This window comes from Alistipes senegalensis JC50 (assembly GCF_025145645.1).
GTDB classification, from domain to species: Bacteria; Bacteroidota; Bacteroidia; order Bacteroidales; family Rikenellaceae; genus Alistipes; species Alistipes senegalensis.
The window spans coordinates 3302043-3316645 of record NZ_CP102252.1 but is presented as its reverse complement, the minus strand read 5'-3'; the positions used below and the strand labels follow the sequence as shown (position 1 = coordinate 3316645).

The following is a 14603-nucleotide window of genomic DNA, read 5'->3' as shown; positions in this document are numbered from 1 at the left end:
CAAATGTAACTTTTTTTCGTGAGCCGTCAAAATTTCAGGTAAAAATCGCGGGTCAGGGCACGGTATTCGGGGGTGTAGCACTCGTGTTCGCCCGAGCCGACGACCAGTTCCGAGGTTTCGGGCACGGGCGCGGCGCCCTCCGCGCGGACGAACTCCATCAGCGCCCGCTTGGCCGGACGGCGGGGCGTGGTGCGGACATCGGTGCGGCGCACGAGGGCCAGCCGTCCGGCACAGACCGCAAGGAACCGCGCGGCCTCGGCCGTGGGGAGGATCACGGCGAAGCGGCCCGCAGGAGCCAGCAGCCGGAGCACGGCATCGCGCAACTCGTCGTAAGGCAGGTGCACGGCATGGCGCACCGCCGTGCGGCCTTCGTCGGGACACGTGAGCGAATCGACGAAAAAGGGCGGGTTCGAGACGATCAGATCGAACGGTTCCGGCGCCGCGAACTCCTGCACGGGGCAGCGTTCGAAAGCCACCCTGCCGCCCCACGGCGAGGAGTCGGCATTCTCGCGGGCCTGCGAAACGTCGTCGATGTCTACACCCGTAACAAATGCCTCCGGGGAACGCTGGGCCAGCATCAGGGCAATCAGCCCCGTGCCGGTGCCGATGTCGAGCATCCGCCGGTCGGAGGGCCGCACACCGGCCCAGGCCCCCAACAGAACGCCGTCGGTGCCGACCTTCATCGGACAGCGGTCCTGGCGAATCGTGAATTGTTTGAAGCTGAAAATAACTCTTAATTTTTAATTCTTAATTCTTAATTGCGGTTACCGCAGGTAACCGTCTATCCCGGCGCCGAACAGCGAAAAATCGTACCGCACGGGGTCCTCCGCATCGAACCGGCGGAGCGCGGCGGTGATCTCCTCCACGGCGCGCCAGTCGTCCTGACGGCGGGTCAGCAGCCCCAGCGCACGCCCTGTCTTCCCGACATGGAGATCCAGCGGCAGGTAGAGGGCCGACATCGGGATACGCCGCCACATCCCGAAATCGACGCCCCGGTCGTCGCGGCGCACCATCCACCGCAGGTACATGCAGAGGCGTTTGCAGGCCGCGCCCTTCTCGATGGACGAGAGGTGCTTCTCGCACCGCGGGGCGTGCTCCGCGGCGAAGAACTCGCGCCGGAAGTCGGCCAGCACGGCGGGCATGTCATGCGTCGCCTCGTAGCGTGTCTCGAAGAAGTTCCCGATACCTCCGTGGCGCTCCTCCATGCGCCGCAGGGCCAGCACGAAATCGCACAGGTCCCGGCCGTTGAACGTGCGGTGGGCATAGGAGGAGAGCAACGCCAGTTCGCGCTCCGAGGCGTTGCGGACGAAATCCGCCGGGGCGTCGTCCATAAAGCGCATCATGCGGTGGCCGCTGCTGACGATCGCCTTGCGGTTGCCCCAGGCGATCGTGGCGGAGAGGAAGCCCGCGATCTCGCGGTCGGCGCGCCCGGTGTAGCGATACGGCACCGAAATCGGGTCGTCGGGAATGAATTCGGGACGGTTGTATTTGTCGTGCAGGGCCTCCAGCAGCTCCCGCAGGTCGTCGTCAGAGAATCGTTCCATCGGACATGGTGATCTTCCGGTCGGCCATCGCGGCGAGGTTCTCGTCGTGGGTCACGATGACGACGGTCTGGCCCAATTTCTCGCGCAATTCGAAAAAGAGGCGGTGGATTTCGTCGCGGTTGTGCGAATCGAGGTTGCCCGAGGGTTCGTCGGCCAACAGCACCGCAGGCGCATTGACCAGCGCACGGGCGATGGCCACGCGCTGCTGCTCGCCGCCCGAGAGCTGCCCGGGCTTGTGGTCGCGGCGCGACGCGAGGCCCATCATGTCGAGCAGCTCCGCGGCCCGGCGCTCGACCTCGGCGCGGGGACGCCGGCCGATCAGCCCCGGAATGCAGACATTCTCGAAAGCCGTGAACTCCGCGAGCAGGTGGTGGAACTGGAAGACGAAGCCGATGCGCTCGTTGCGGAATTTCGACAGGGCCTTGTCGCCCAGCGACGAGACATCCTCGCCGCCGATCTCCACGCGCCCGCTGTCGGGCCGCGAAAGGGTCCCCATGATCTGCAAAAGCGTGGTCTTTCCGGCGCCGCTGGCCCCCACGATGGAGACCACCTCGCCTGCGGCGACCTCCAGCGAGACGCCTTTCAGCACTTCGAGCGTGCCGAAACTCTTGTGTATGTCGGTAACTCGTATCATCGGCGGAACATGTTGAACAGTCTGACCGTATCGGCGGCCTCCCGCACGTCGTGGACGCGCAGGATCTTCGCCCCCTGCCGCAGGCACTCCCACCCCAGCGCGACGGTCCCGGCGAGGGATTCGGCGGGCGTCACGCCGAGGACCTTATAGATCATCGACTTGCGCGAAAGCCCCGCCAGCACGGGATAACCCAGCGCACAGAGTTCACCGAGGCCCGCCAGCAGTTCGTAGTTCTGTTCCGTGGTCTTGGCGAAGCCGAAGCCGGGGTCGAGGATGATATTTTCAGGCCGGATACCCGCCGCAAGCATCGTCTCAATGCGGGCGCGGAAATAGTCCACGACCTCGGTGGTGATGTCGCGCCGGTAGTCGGTCTGCGACTGCATCGTGCGGGGATCGCCTTTCATGTGCATGGCGATATAGGGAACGTCGTATTTCGCGGCGACGGAGAGCATCGCGGGGTCGAGCTCCCCGGCGGAGATATCGTTGATGATCAGAGGTCCGAACGCCTCGACGGCTTTTGCGGCCACCTCGCTGCGGAACGTATCGACCGAAACCGGCATGTCCGGAGCCAGCCGCCGCACGGTTCCGACGCCCAACTCCACGCGCCGCCACTCCTCGTCGGCAGGAACCTCGTCGGCGCCGGGACGCGAGGAGTAGCCCCCCACGTCGATCAGCTGCGCTCCCTCGGCCACGGCCTCCCGGACGCGGCGTTCGACGGCCCCGGCGTCGGGCATGCGGCTGCCGGCATAAAACGAATCGGGCGTGACGTTCAGAATCGCCATCACCTGCGGTGCGGAAAAATCAATGTTCAACGGCTTCATGGGTAAATATGCGGTCCAACTCCGCAACGGCGGGTTCGAGATCGGTTTCGAGAATATTGACAAGGGTGTAATCGGCCCGCTCACGCAGCAAATCGTCGCCGGCCTGAGCGGCGATGCGGCGGCGGACCGCTTCGGGGTCGCAGCCGTCGCGGCGGCAGGTGCGTTCGACGCGCAGCTCCAACGGGGCGAGGACGGCGACGGTCCGATCGACCGAACCCTCCAGTCCCGCTTCGAAGAGAATGGCGCTTTCGAGGATCACATAACTCCCCTCCTGCCGTTCGGCCCACGCGGCGAAATCGGCCATGACGGCCGGATGGACCAATGCGTTCAGGTCGGCCAGAGCCGCCGGGTCGGAGAAGACCTTCGCGGCGAGGTACGGGCGGTTGAGCGCGCCGCCGGCATAGGCTTCGGCGCCGAAGCGGGCCGCGATGCCCGCCCGAAGTGCGGGCTCTTCGGTCATCAGCCGCTTGGCCGCGGCGTCGGAGTCGTAGACCGCGACGCCCCGCTGCGCGAAAAGGCGGCAAACCGTACTCTTGCCGCTGCCGATGCCCCCCGTGATCCCGACCTTCATCATGGACGCGCGGGAACGTCGATTTCGGGAATATCCCCGACGGAGATGATCTTGATGTCGCTGAAACGCGGCGCAAGGGCGTTCTGCAACGACTGCGGGTCGATGATGAGCTTGCCCTCGTGACCCTCCTCGTGCGAACGCTTCGTCTTGAGGTCCGAAAGCGGGATGCGCAGCGTCTTGTTCATGTAGACCCGGTAGCCGAAAAGGTTCGTCCCGACGCCCTCGACCACGCACGTGACCTCGAAGGGCTGCCCATCGACACTCACCTTCACGGTCTGCTCGGCGGTGTAAGTGTAACTCAGTTTGGCGATATACCACAGGATGAACGACGCGACCAGCAGCGCCAGAAAAACCGGCGACACGTAACGATGCATCCATTTCAGCAAATTTTCCATGAACAGGTTCGATTACGTTCGCAAAGGTATGAAAAAGTCGGATGGATTCAAAATGAACCGCACCCCAAAAGTTGCAAGCCCGGCTTTCCGCGAGGGGCCGCCCGCATCCGGCGGGCGGCCGGGCGGTCTACTTCGGAATGACAATCTGTTCCACGGGCTGTTCCCGCCTCCGGTCCAGCGGATGGGACTGATAGGCCGTCTTTGCGAAGTCGATCCGCGCGAGGTCGATACAGCGGATCGTATTGTCGTAGGCCGTCTTGTAATAGACCCGGCGGTTGGTCAGGTCGATGGCCGAGGTCCACTGCGTAGCGCTCGGAATGTCCGGACATTCGCCCTCGGGATGCTCGATGCCGATGGGGATGTCGAAATTGTTGAGCAGATGGAAACACTGCTGCACGGCGTCGAACCCGGTGGCGCGCTGCGGAGCCGTGGCGCGGTAGAAGGCGGCCCTCACGAAGCGCGACGGCGGCGTGGCGTCGCCCGGAAGCCCGAGGAACCCGGAGTTGCCGCCCGTAGGACGCAGCGTCACGGCGCCCAGCCGCCGGACGGGAGCGTCGCCCGGATAGAGATTCACGTAATTGTTCAGGTTGGTGAGCTGCCACTCGAAACCGGGAGCGTTGGTGAGCACGCCGATCTCGTTCTCGTAGAAATGAGGCACCCCGCCGACGATTTCCAGCACGACCTGCCGCCCGGAGGGCTCTCCGATACGCCAATGCACGACCGACGCAGGCTCCAGTCCGACGATGCGCACCTCTCCGATGCCAGCCTTCACCTCGTCGATCGTCGAAAACTGCGTCAGCACCCATGCCACGAATTGCAGATCGGCGAGCGTGCGGTCGTTCCGAGCCGGTTCGTAGGGTTCGTAACCGCCGTATTGCGGGAAGAAGAAGAGCCCGGCCGACAATCCCGCTTCGTTGATCCCCTCGGCGATGAACTCCTTCTGCACGACGGACAACCCCACGACGCCGTATTTGGCCGTGAAAGTCATTCCGTCGGTTCCGGAGGGCGTGAAGGAGCGGAGCCGCTGGCCGCGCGGAATGACGACGTATTCGCTCTGCAAAACGCCGCGGGCCCACTCGATGGTGCGGGACTGTACATAGCTGCCGTCCGCAGCCGTAAGCGCGATGCCCGTGCAGGCGATCGCCTGGAAAGAAGCGCCGCAAACAGCGCCCATACCCAGCAACAGATTCTTTGTTTTCATAATCTTCCGGTTATATCGTTACACATCGCCGGACAACCCTCAAATTCCGTGCAAATTCCGATCTGCCGGAACCGGAAAGAGCGGCTGTCCCACGAATGCGAAATGGACCGCACCCGCCCGGGATGCAGTCCATTTCACGTAAAACATTCGACGTAACCCTACTTCTCTCCGTCGGCCTTGGCACGCTTGATCATCAGATCGTAGGCGATCGGCGTAGCGAGGAAGATCGTGGCGGCCGTACCTACGACCACGCCGATGATCAGCGCGAAGATGAAGCCGCGGATCGTCTCGCCGCCGAAGAAGAAGATGGCCAGCAGCGTCACGAGCGTCGTGCCCGAGGTGTTGATCGTACGCGACAGGGTCGAGTTGATGGCGTTGTTCACATTCTCCTTGAGGTTGCGCTTGGGATAGAGTCCCAGGAACTCGCGGATACGGTCGAAGACCACCACGGTATCGTTGATGGCGTAACCGATGATCGTCAGGATCGCAGCGATGAACGCCTGGTTGACTTCGAGGTTGAAGGGCAGCAGTCCGTAGAACATCGAGAAGATACCGATGATGAACAGCGCGTTGAAAGCCAGGGCTGCCGTGGCGCCCGAAGCCCACTGCCAGCGCTTGAAGCGGAACGTGATGTAGAGACCGATGGCGATGAGCGAGAAGAGCACCGAATAGATGGCGTTCCAGGTCATGTCCTTGGCGATCGAGGGGCCGATCTTGTCGGCCGTCAGGATACCGTTGGCGTCGGTCTGCGTATTGCGGAACTGCTCGAAGGTGATGTCGTAGGAGTAGAGCGGCTTCAGGGCGTCGTAGATGATCTTCTCGACCTCGGCCGTAGCCTCGTCCGACGTATCGTCGTAACGGTACTGCGTCACGATGCGCATCTGATTCTCCTTGCCGTACTGCTTCACCTCGGAGCTGATCGACGAAGCGTCGGCATCGGCGAACTGCGAGAAAGCCTGCTCGACATTCTGGCGAACCTCCTCGGCCGAAACGGGCTGGTCGAAACGGATCACATAAGCACGGCCGCCGGTGAACTCGGCGCCGAGGTTCAGACCGCGGGCGAAGAACGAAACGCACGACAGCACGATCAGGGCTGCGGAGATGATGTAAGCCGCCTTGCGCTTGGCGATGAAATCGACGCGCGTGTTATTGAGGAAGTTCTCCGACCACTTGCGCGAGAAGGAGATGCGGCCCCACTTGCCGACGATCCACTCGATCAGCAGGCGCGTGATGAAGATGGCGCTGAAGAACGAGGTGATGATACCGATGATAAGGGTCGTGGCGAAGCCCTGAACGGGGCCGTTGCCGAAGATGAACAGCACGATACCCGTGATGATCGTCGTCAGGTTACCGTCGATGATGGCCGAATAGGCTTTCGAGAAGCCGTCCTTGATGGCCAGCGAAAGGCCCTTGCCGCCGCGGAGCTCCTCCTTGATGCGTTCGTAGATGATGACGTTGGCATCGACGGCCATACCCATCGTCAGCACGATACCCGCGATACCCGGAAGGGTCAGCACGGCGCCGAACGACACGAGCACGCCCATCAGCAGGAAGACGTTGGTCAGCAGCGCGATGTCGGACATCCAGCCTGCGGTCTTGTAGAACAGGCCCATGTAGAGCAGGACGAGGATGAAGGCGATCACGAACGACATCATACCGGCGTTGATCGACTCCTGGCCCAGTGAAGGACCCACGACCGTATCCTGAATAATCTTGGCGGGCGCCGGAACCTTACCCGAGTTGAGCACGTTGGCGAGGTCCTTGGCCTCCTGGATGGTGAAATCGCCGGTGATCTGCGACTGGCCCTTGTCGATCTTCGAGTTGACGCGGGGAGCCGAGTAGACATAACCGTCGAGGACGATGGCGATGCATTTGCCGATGTTCTCGCCCGTCATGCGCGACCACTCCTGGGTGCCTTCGGCGTTCATGGTCATCGAAACCTCGGCCGTGGCGCCGCGCTGGGCGTACTGCTCGGTGGCCTCCGTAACGACCGAACCGTCGAGCGGAGCCTTGCCGTCGGGCGTCGAAACCCGGATGGCGTAGAGGTAGAAGCGGCCGTCGATCTTGTCGTCGCCCTTGACGCCCCACTTGAACAGGATGTCGGCGGGGAACAGCTCGCGCACGGCCGGCTGAGCGAGGTACTCGTTCACAGCAGCCATGTCGGCCTTGTAGGCGGCGCCGATGGCGGCTCCGCCCGCAAAGCGGGGATTGAGAACGGCAAAAAGCGGGTTCTGCGCGCGGTCGTAGCGCAGCTCGTCACCTTCAACCTGAGCCGTGGCGGTCGAATCGGCGGCGCCGACCTCGGCGATCAGGTCGCCGGCAGTCTCGGCAGCGGCAGTCCCGGCAGCGGCCTCAACCTCGGCGGAAGCGGTCTCGGGCTCCGCAGCGACGGGAGCTTGCTCCAGTTCGGTTTTGATGAGCTTGTCGGCTGCAACCAGCGCCGGCAGCACCTCGTTGGCATCGTAGGTGGTCCAGAATTCCAGCGAAGCGGTGCCTTGCAACAGGTCGCGGACGCGCTGGGGCTCCTTCACACCCGGAAGCTCGACCAGAATGCGGTGCGAGTTAGGCAGGCGCATGATGTTGGGCTGCGTGACGCCGAAGTGGTCGATACGGCTGCGCAGCACGTTGAACGATGCGTTGATGGCGGCTTCGGTCTCCTTCTTGAGGATCTTCTCGACATCGGCGTCCGAGCTTTCGAGCGTGATGTCCTTGCGGTCGGGGCTTACGAAGATCTCGGCGATGGCCCGGCCGTTCGACAGACGCGAATAGGCTTTCACGAAATCGGCGATATAGTCGTTCGACGTGCCCTGCTTCATGGCCTCGTTCGCCTCGGCGATGGCCTGGACGAAGGCGGGATCGTTCTGGCTGTCACCGGCGAGCGCCTTGATGACATCCTCGACCTGCACCTCCAGCATGACGTTCATACCGCCTTTGAGGTCGAGACCCAGGTTCAACTCCTTCTCCTTGCACTCCTTGTAGGTGAACTTCCTGAAGCCCAGATTGTAAACCGACAGGTTCTGCACCGAATCGAGGTAATGCTGCTCGGCCTCGGCCTGCTGGTCGAGGGGGAACTGCGCGGCATACGCAGCCGCCTTCTTCTCTACGCCACGCGTTTTGAACGTGAACGAGAGCTGGTAAACGCATGCGAGGCCCAGCAGGACCGCGATGAGTTTAATGAAACCTTTACTTTGCATTTGAATGAAAAATAGTTGTTATTATTTGTTGTAATTCTTGTCATTACGCATAATAGCACGCAAAGATAGAAAAAAAGAATTAAATAACGCGGATTCGGCGGGTGGAAATTAGCGTCAAAAGCCAAAAAATAAGTAATTTTGGGGCCGCATGACAAAATATCCGGAATACCGATACCACCTCGCGGCGCTGTTCGCCGTCGCCGTGTGGGGCGCGACGTTCGTATCGACCAAGGTGCTGATCGCCAACTCGCTGACCCCGGCGGAGATATTCGTCCTGCGCTTCGCGCTGGCCTACGTCTGCATCCTGCCCTTCGCCCGCGGGAGGCTGCTGGCCGCGAATCTGCGCGACGAACTGCTGCTCGCGGCGGCCGGACTGAGCGGAGGGTCGCTCTACTTCCTGACCGAGAATATCGCCCTGGAGTACGCCCCGGCCTCGAACGTCTCGCTGATCGTCTGCACGGCGCCCGTATGGACGGCCGTAGCGATGAGCCTCGCATACCGCGGCGAACGGATGTCGCGGCGGCAGATCGCAGGGTCGGCGCTGGCTTTCGCCGGCATGGTCCTCGTGGTGCTCAACGGGCATTTCGTGCTGCAACTCTCGCCGCGGGGCGACATGCTGGCACTCGCGGCGGCGCTGCTGTGGATGGTCTACTCGCTGGTCGTCAAACGCATCGGAGGCCGCTACCCCGCGGTCTTCATCACCCGGAAAGTCTTTTTCTACGGATTGCTGACCATTCTTCCGGTCTTCGCCTTCCACCCCTTCGCGGTGGAACGGGAGGTGCTCGCACGCCCTGCGGTGTGGGGCAACCTGCTGTTCCTCGGGGTCGTCGCCTCGATGCTCTGCTACCTGCTCTGGAACGCCGTGATGCACCGGCTGGGAACCGTGCGCACGACCAACTACATCTACATCAATCCGTTAGTGACGATCGTCACGGCCGCGCTCTGCATCGGCGAACGCATCACCCCTGCGGCGCTGGCCGGAGCGGCGCTGATCCTCTACGGAATGTGGCGGGCGGAGCGAGCCTAATGCACCATCTTCAGGCCGACGATGCCGATGAAAACCAGCGAAAGAAAGAACATCCGCCAGAAGGTCACGGCGTCGTGGAAAAAGACGATGCCGAGGATCACGGTTCCCACGCCCCCGATACCCGTCCAGATCATGTAGGCCGTGCCCATCGGGATCGTCTTCTGGGCGATATAGAGCAACCAGCCGCTCATGCCCATCGAAACGACAGCCAGAACCAGAAAAAGGAGATGGTAACGCGGATTGAGGTTCGCCAATTTGAAACCCAGCGGCCACCCCACCTCGCAAAGCCCCGCCAGAATCAGATACAACCAAGCCATCGGAAACGGATTTATGTCGGCGAAGATAACGAAATTTACCTCCCGGGCAAAATAAAAGAGCGCGGCACCGTTTCCGGAACCGCGCTCTTCGCGTTATGTTTGACGGGGATTCTCCCCGGAGGTTTTACTTAACCTCTTCGAACTCCACGTCCTCGGGCTGTCCGTCGCCGCCGCCCTGCTGGCCGGCATCGGCTCCGGGCTGTGCGCCCTGCGCCTGCTGCTGTGCGGCGTAGATGTCCTGCGAAGCGGCCTGCCATGCGGCGTTCAGTTCGCCCATCGCGGTGTCGATGGCAGCCACGTCGGCGTTCTTGTGCGCCTCTTTCAGCTTGCCGAGCGCCGTCTCGATGGCGGCCTTCTTGTCGGCGGGCAGCTTGTCGCCGTACTCCTTCAACTGCTTCTCGGTCGAGAAGATGTTCGAGTCGGCGGCGTTGATCTTGTCGATACGCTCCTTCTCGGCCTTGTCCTTCTCCTCGTTGGCCTTAGCCTCGTCGCGCATCCGCTGGATCTCCTGCTCGGTAAGGCCCGACGAAGCCTCGATGCGGATCTTCTGCTCCTTGCCCGTGCCCTTGTCCTTGGCCGAGACGTTCAGAATGCCGTTGGCGTCGATGTCGAACGTTACCTCGATCTGCGGAACGCCGCGCGGCGCAGCGGGAATGCCGTCGAGGTGGAAGCGGCCGATCGACTTGTTGTCGCGGGCCAGCGGACGTTCGCCCTGGCAGACGTTGATCTCCACCGAAGGCTGGTTGTCGGCAGCCGTCGAGAAGGTCTCCGACTTGCGGGTCGGGATCGTCGTGTTGGCGTCGATGAGCTTCGTCATCACACCGCCCAGGGTCTCGATACCCAGCGACAGCGGCGTAACGTCCAGCAGCAGCACGTCTTTCACCTCGCCCGTGAGCACACCGCCCTGGATGGCGGCGCCGATGGCCACGACCTCGTCGGGGTTCACCGAACGGTTCGGGGTCTTGCCGAAGAACTCCTCGACGATCTTCTGGATCGCGGGAATACGCGTCGAACCGCCCACGAGGATCACCTCGTCGATCTGGGAAGCATTCAGCCCCGCGTCGCGCAGAGCCAGTTTGCAAGGCTCGATGGTCTTGCGGATCAGGTGGTCGCACAGCTGCTCGAACTTGGCGCGGGTGAGCGTCATCACGAGGTGCTGCGGAATGCCGTTGACGGGCATGATATACGGCAGGTTGATCTCCGTCGTGGTCGAGGACGACAGCTCGATCTTCGCCTTCTCGGCGGCCTCCTTCAGACGCTGCAAGGCCATCGGGTCCTGACGCAGGTCGATCTGGTGCTCGGCCTTGAAAGCCTCGGCCATGTAGTCGATCAGCACGTGGTCGAAGTCGTCGCCGCCCAGGTGCGTATCGCCGTTGGTGGATTTCACCTCGAATACGCCGTCGCCCAGTTCGAGGATCGAAATATCGAACGTACCGCCGCCCAAGTCATATACGGCGATCTTCAGGTCGCTCGACTTCTTGTCCAGACCGTAGGCCAGCGCGGCGGCCGTAGGCTCGTTGATGATACGGCGCACCTTCAGACCCGCGATCTCGCCCGCCTCCTTCGTAGCCTGACGCTGCGAGTCGGAGAAATAGGCAGGAACCGTGATGACGGCCTCCGAAACCTCCTGGCCCAAATAATCCTCGGCCGTCTTCTTCATCTTTTGCAGAATGATGGCCGAAATCTCCTGCGGCGTGTACTGGCGTCCGTCGATGTCCACGCGCGGAGTGTTGTTGTCGCCCTTGACGATCGTATAGGGAGCGCGCGCGATGTCGGCAGCGACCTTGTCGTAAGCCTCGCCCATGAAACGCTTGATCGAGAAGACCGTGCGCTTGGGGTTGGTGATAGCCTGACGCTTGGCGGGGTCGCCGACCTTGCGCTCGCCCTCGGCCGTGAACGCCACGACGGAAGGGGTCGTGCGGTGTCCCTCGGAGTTGGGAATTACAACGGGCTCGCTGCCCTCCATCACTGCCACGCAGGAGTTCGTGGTTCCTAAGTCAATACCAATAATCTTTGCCATAATCGTAATATGTTTTAATTGTCATTTTTTCGTTTTTCGCACCCCGGGGCCTGCTTTCCGGCTCCGGCCGCGGGTTACGCCCGGAATTCGAACAAAGGTCGTGCCGATCGGCGATCCCTGCCAAAATGTCAGCCGAATGGCAGAAAGAATGCCATTCGGCCCGTTATTGCAGGGCATTTTGTCACCCCCGCTTAAGAAGCGGGCTTTAGGGTGCGAGGGTCTGCCGGGACGCGCGCTATCCAAATTCTGCGCTCCTACCCACGCAAGACGCTGGTTTAGGGGCGAGGGTCTGCCGGGAGGCTCTCTTCCGGTTCTACGCCCTCCCCGTCATTGCGAGGCAGCGCAGGTGCCGTGGCAATCCGATTGAATGCCGCGACCTCACAACGCTTCCATCGGATTCCCACGCTCACTTCCGTTCGCTCGGAATGACTTCTCCTACCCACGCAAGACGCCAGTTTAGGGGCGACGGTCTGCCGGGACGCGCTCTATCCGATTCTCGCCCTCCCCGTCATTGCGAGGCAGCGCAGGTGCCGTGGCAATCCGATTGAATGCCGCGACCTCACAACGCTTCCATCGGATTCCCACGCTCACTTCGTTCGCTCGGAATGACCTCACCTACCCGCGTAAGACGTACCTGCCTAAGAGATCGGAGTGTTTTTGATTATCGCGGAGCAGATTTCGTCATAACGCAGTTCGTCCCGAACGGGACATACAGAAGTATTTCCCGTTCGGGGCGGACAAGGCAGGGCGAAAGGTGCCCGTGAGAATCGAAAAAAAAAGCCTGCAAAACGCAGGCTTTCCCCGGCGGATGCCGGACTGAATCGCTATAACTCGATCACTCGCTCAGGATACGCATTGCGACATCGAGAATCGTCGTATCGTCCAACGTGACGACGCCCCCGTCCGGCCCCGGCTCGAAGTGCACGCCGACACACTCTTTCGACTCGTGTTTGCCGCCGAAATAGTTCCGGACCGTCTCCACGTCGATTCCCAATTCATCTGCAATGCGCTGCGAACTGCCGCTGGGCAGCCTGTCCTTGATACGTCGCAACTCGTTAAATGTGATAATCATATCCCTTGAATTTTTGGTTGATGGTTCTGCACAACTAAGTTAGTACAATTTTGCGTAATTGCAAAATTTCTGCCCGAAAAAGTGCAATTAAAATGAAACGCGCGCGAAAAAGAACGGAAGTCGCGCCGGGGCAAAAGAAAAACCCCGCCGAAGCAGGGTTTTCCATAGTCCGAAACCGTTGTGCGACACGCGGATCAATCCTCCGCCGGCTCGATGTAGAACTGGTAGATCAGCGGCGCGAAAGAGGGAATTTCCGTCGTCACGGTCGTCGTGGTCGTGGTCGTGCCCGTCGAACCGTAATCGTAGCCGTAGCCCCCGTAATAACCGCCGTAATAGCCTCCGTAGCCCAGACCGCCGTATCCGTAGTAATCGCCGTAATAACCGCCGTAAAGGCCGCTGTTGCCGTAATACATCTGCGAATAGTTCAGGTAGTTCAGGTAATCGTAATAGCTCGACGAATAGCCGTTGCCCGACGACGAGGTGGTCGAACTTCCGCTCTTGCCGCTCGTCCCGTAGGCGTTGGTCGAGGTGGTGACGAAAGCCGCCCACTGGCCGTAGCGCAGGTTGGGCACCGTATAGTACCACGCCGTTAGATCGCCGCCATCTTCCGGCTTGTAGGACTTCACCGTACCCTCGGTATAATTGCCCGCCCCGTAGATGATCTCCTTCACCTCGTCGATATTCGTATCGAAGATGAAGCCGTCGAGGAAACGGCCGATATACCAGATCTTGGCCGTACCGTCGAGCCCGACCGAATCCGATTCGAGCTTATCCACGCCCTCGTAGACCTTGTAGTCGTCGCCTTCGCCGTGGAAACGCTTCACAAGCGCTTCGGAGATCTCTTTCTCCAGATCGGAACCGTTATAAGGCTCGTAACCGACGTTATAAGGTTTGTTTGCGACATCATTTTCAGGATCGGCGAAATCGAACGTGAACTTGTCCCCTGCCAGCGTCTCGGCCGGATCGTACTTGACATTGACGTAGAGCTGCGCCACGGTGTCGCAGGCGCTCACCCACCGCTCGACACCGGGCTTATAGGGATGCCTTTCGTCATCGGGATCGGTCGGGCGCTTTTCGGTGCCGTCCTCCCCGTCCTTGGTGTACATCACCATCCCGCCGTTGGACTTGGCGAAAGCATCGACCAGCGAACCTTCGGCCTCCAGCGGGTTTTTATCAATGCCGCAAATCTCCATCTCCATGATGAGGGGGCGCTTGGCGTTGAGCGAATATTGCCCTTCGTAACCGCCGTCGCCGCCCAGACCGCCCGAACCGACGACGCGCGAAGGCATATAGAGCCGCACGATGTCACCCTCACGCAAAAGGTACTCCCGGTCGATCCCCTTTTTCCTGGCATACTCCTCGCCGAGATGCAGCGTATTGCGCATGGCCAGGTAAGTGCCCTCGATCAGTCCGGAGTTCGCGGTGCCGCAGTAGCGGTAATAAGGCACGTAATGGGTGTATTTGGTGAAGGTCCCGAGCTGATAGGCTTCCGAAGCGCGGCGCGTGAGGGCGATGTTGCCGCTCAGGTCGCGGCCCGAGAAATCGAACTTCACCCAGCAGATCGTATCGTTCACCGGTTTGGCATCGGGATTGCCAGCCTCAAGCACATCGACGTAATAGCCGCCCTCGGTCTGGTAATTTTCCAGCAATTCGGGATGCTTCTGCGTCATATACGCTTCGAGGGCCTGATCCTCGAACTTGTCGTACGACTCGGTCTGATCTTCGGCACAGGAGGACAGCAGCGCGATGCAGGCTGCCGGGAGGTACAGAAAACGGGTGATCAATTTCATATTTCGTTAAACGGTTC

13 protein-coding genes are annotated in these 14603 nt (G+C 61.2%); 1 reads left to right on the top strand and 12 read right to left on the bottom strand.

Annotated elements, in window-relative coordinates; translation table 11 throughout:
• Nucleotides 1-26 precede the first annotated feature (26 nt).
• The 8 genes from NQ519_RS13245 to secDF form a co-directional block, all read right to left on the bottom strand.
• Nucleotides 27-683, bottom strand: a complete 657-nt coding sequence (locus tag NQ519_RS13245; RefSeq protein WP_019150678.1) for a tRNA1(Val) (adenine(37)-N6)-methyltransferase — start codon at nucleotides 681-683, stop codon at nucleotides 27-29.
• Nucleotides 684-764: 81 nt separating this feature from the next.
• A complete protein-coding gene (locus NQ519_RS13240) occupies nucleotides 765-1544 on the bottom strand; it encodes a TIGR02757 family protein (RefSeq protein ID WP_019150679.1) in 780 nt (259 codons plus the stop codon).
• Nucleotides 1528-2178, bottom strand: coding sequence for an ABC transporter ATP-binding protein (locus NQ519_RS13235; protein ID WP_019150680.1), 651 nt, complete (start codon nucleotides 2176-2178; stop codon nucleotides 1528-1530). Before NQ519_RS13235 ends, NQ519_RS13240 begins: the two co-directional genes overlap by 17 nt.
• Nucleotides 2175-2999 (bottom strand): dihydropteroate synthase, encoded by an 825-nt coding sequence (gene folP / locus NQ519_RS13230; RefSeq protein WP_458692737.1) that lies wholly within the window; start codon nucleotides 2997-2999, stop codon nucleotides 2175-2177. Before folP ends, NQ519_RS13235 begins: the two co-directional genes overlap by 4 nt.
• Nucleotides 2980-3570 (bottom strand): dephospho-CoA kinase, encoded by a 591-nt coding sequence (gene coaE / locus NQ519_RS13225; RefSeq protein ID WP_044118728.1) that lies wholly within the window; start codon nucleotides 3568-3570, stop codon nucleotides 2980-2982. Before coaE ends, folP begins: the two co-directional genes overlap by 20 nt.
• Complete coding sequence (locus tag NQ519_RS13220; protein ID WP_019150683.1) at nucleotides 3570-3965, bottom strand: hypothetical protein; 396 nt, start codon at nucleotides 3963-3965, stop codon at nucleotides 3570-3572. The genes coaE and NQ519_RS13220 overlap by 1 nt, the downstream gene beginning before the upstream one ends.
• Before the next feature lie 127 nt (nucleotides 3966-4092).
• Nucleotides 4093-5166, bottom strand: coding sequence for a linear amide C-N hydrolase (locus tag NQ519_RS13215; protein ID WP_173390128.1), 1074 nt, complete (start codon nucleotides 5164-5166; stop codon nucleotides 4093-4095).
• A 158-nt stretch (nucleotides 5167-5324) separates the two neighbouring features.
• Nucleotides 5325-8360, bottom strand: coding sequence for a protein translocase subunit SecDF (gene secDF / locus NQ519_RS13210; protein ID WP_019150685.1), 3036 nt, complete (start codon nucleotides 8358-8360; stop codon nucleotides 5325-5327).
• A gap of 148 nt (nucleotides 8361-8508) precedes the next feature.
• On the opposite strand from secDF, the gene NQ519_RS13205 reads away from it, so the two are divergent.
• On the top strand, nucleotides 8509-9387 hold the full coding sequence (locus NQ519_RS13205; RefSeq protein WP_019150686.1) for a DMT family transporter: 879 nt from the start codon (nucleotides 8509-8511) through the stop codon (nucleotides 9385-9387).
• On the opposite strand, the gene NQ519_RS13200 is transcribed toward NQ519_RS13205, so the two are convergent.
• The 4 genes from NQ519_RS13200 to NQ519_RS13185 all read right to left on the bottom strand — a co-directional run bounded on the left by NQ519_RS13200 (nucleotide 9384) and on the right by NQ519_RS13185 (nucleotide 14586).
• Nucleotides 9384-9704: a DMT family transporter gene (locus tag NQ519_RS13200; protein ID WP_026076506.1), complete on the bottom strand. Its 321-nt coding sequence runs from the start codon at nucleotides 9702-9704 to the stop codon at nucleotides 9384-9386. The two genes, NQ519_RS13205 and NQ519_RS13200, sit on opposite strands and share 4 nt — an antisense overlap.
• 124 nt (nucleotides 9705-9828) lie before the next feature.
• A complete protein-coding gene (gene dnaK / locus NQ519_RS13195) occupies nucleotides 9829-11724 on the bottom strand; it encodes a molecular chaperone DnaK (RefSeq protein WP_026076507.1) in 1896 nt (631 codons plus the stop codon).
• A gap of 835 nt (nucleotides 11725-12559) precedes the next feature.
• Nucleotides 12560-12796: a hypothetical protein gene (locus tag NQ519_RS13190; protein ID WP_026076508.1), complete on the bottom strand. Its 237-nt coding sequence runs from the start codon at nucleotides 12794-12796 to the stop codon at nucleotides 12560-12562.
• Between the two features lie 194 nt (nucleotides 12797-12990).
• Nucleotides 12991-14586 carry a hypothetical protein gene (locus NQ519_RS13185; RefSeq protein WP_026076509.1) on the bottom strand — a complete coding sequence of 532 codons (1596 nt, stop codon included), beginning with the start codon at nucleotides 14584-14586 and terminating at the stop codon, nucleotides 12991-12993.
• Nucleotides 14587-14603: the final 17 nt, after the last annotated feature.

Coding starts and splice junctions, on each gene's coding strand:
- NQ519_RS13200 (WP_026076506.1), bottom strand. CDS start 9,704: ATGGCTTGGTTGTATCTGATTCTGGCGGGGCTTTGCGAGGTGGGGTGG.
- NQ519_RS13185 (WP_026076509.1), bottom strand. CDS start 14,586: ATGAAATTGATCACCCGTTTTCTGTACCTCCCGGCAGCCTGCATCGCG.
- NQ519_RS13190 (WP_026076508.1), bottom strand. CDS start 12,796: ATGATTATCACATTTAACGAGTTGCGACGTATCAAGGACAGGCTGCCC.
- NQ519_RS13245 (WP_019150678.1), bottom strand. CDS start 683: ATGAAGGTCGGCACCGACGGCGTTCTGTTGGGGGCCTGGGCCGGTGTG.
- folP (WP_458692737.1), bottom strand. CDS start 2,999: ATGAAGCCGTTGAACATTGATTTTTCCGCACCGCAGGTGATGGCGATT.
- NQ519_RS13215 (WP_173390128.1), bottom strand. CDS start 5,166: ATGAAAACAAAGAATCTGTTGCTGGGTATGGGCGCTGTTTGCGGCGCT.
- NQ519_RS13235 (WP_019150680.1), bottom strand. CDS start 2,178: ATGATACGAGTTACCGACATACACAAGAGTTTCGGCACGCTCGAAGTG.
- NQ519_RS13220 (WP_019150683.1), bottom strand. CDS start 3,965: ATGGAAAATTTGCTGAAATGGATGCATCGTTACGTGTCGCCGGTTTTT.
- dnaK (WP_026076507.1), bottom strand. CDS start 11,724: ATGGCAAAGATTATTGGTATTGACTTAGGAACCACGAACTCCTGCGTG.
- coaE (WP_044118728.1), bottom strand. CDS start 3,570: ATGAAGGTCGGGATCACGGGGGGCATCGGCAGCGGCAAGAGTACGGTT.
- NQ519_RS13240 (WP_019150679.1), bottom strand. CDS start 1,544: ATGGAACGATTCTCTGACGACGACCTGCGGGAGCTGCTGGAGGCCCTG.
- NQ519_RS13205 (WP_019150686.1), top strand. CDS start 8,509: ATGACAAAATATCCGGAATACCGATACCACCTCGCGGCGCTGTTCGCC.
- secDF (WP_019150685.1), bottom strand. CDS start 8,360: ATGCAAAGTAAAGGTTTCATTAAACTCATCGCGGTCCTGCTGGGCCTC.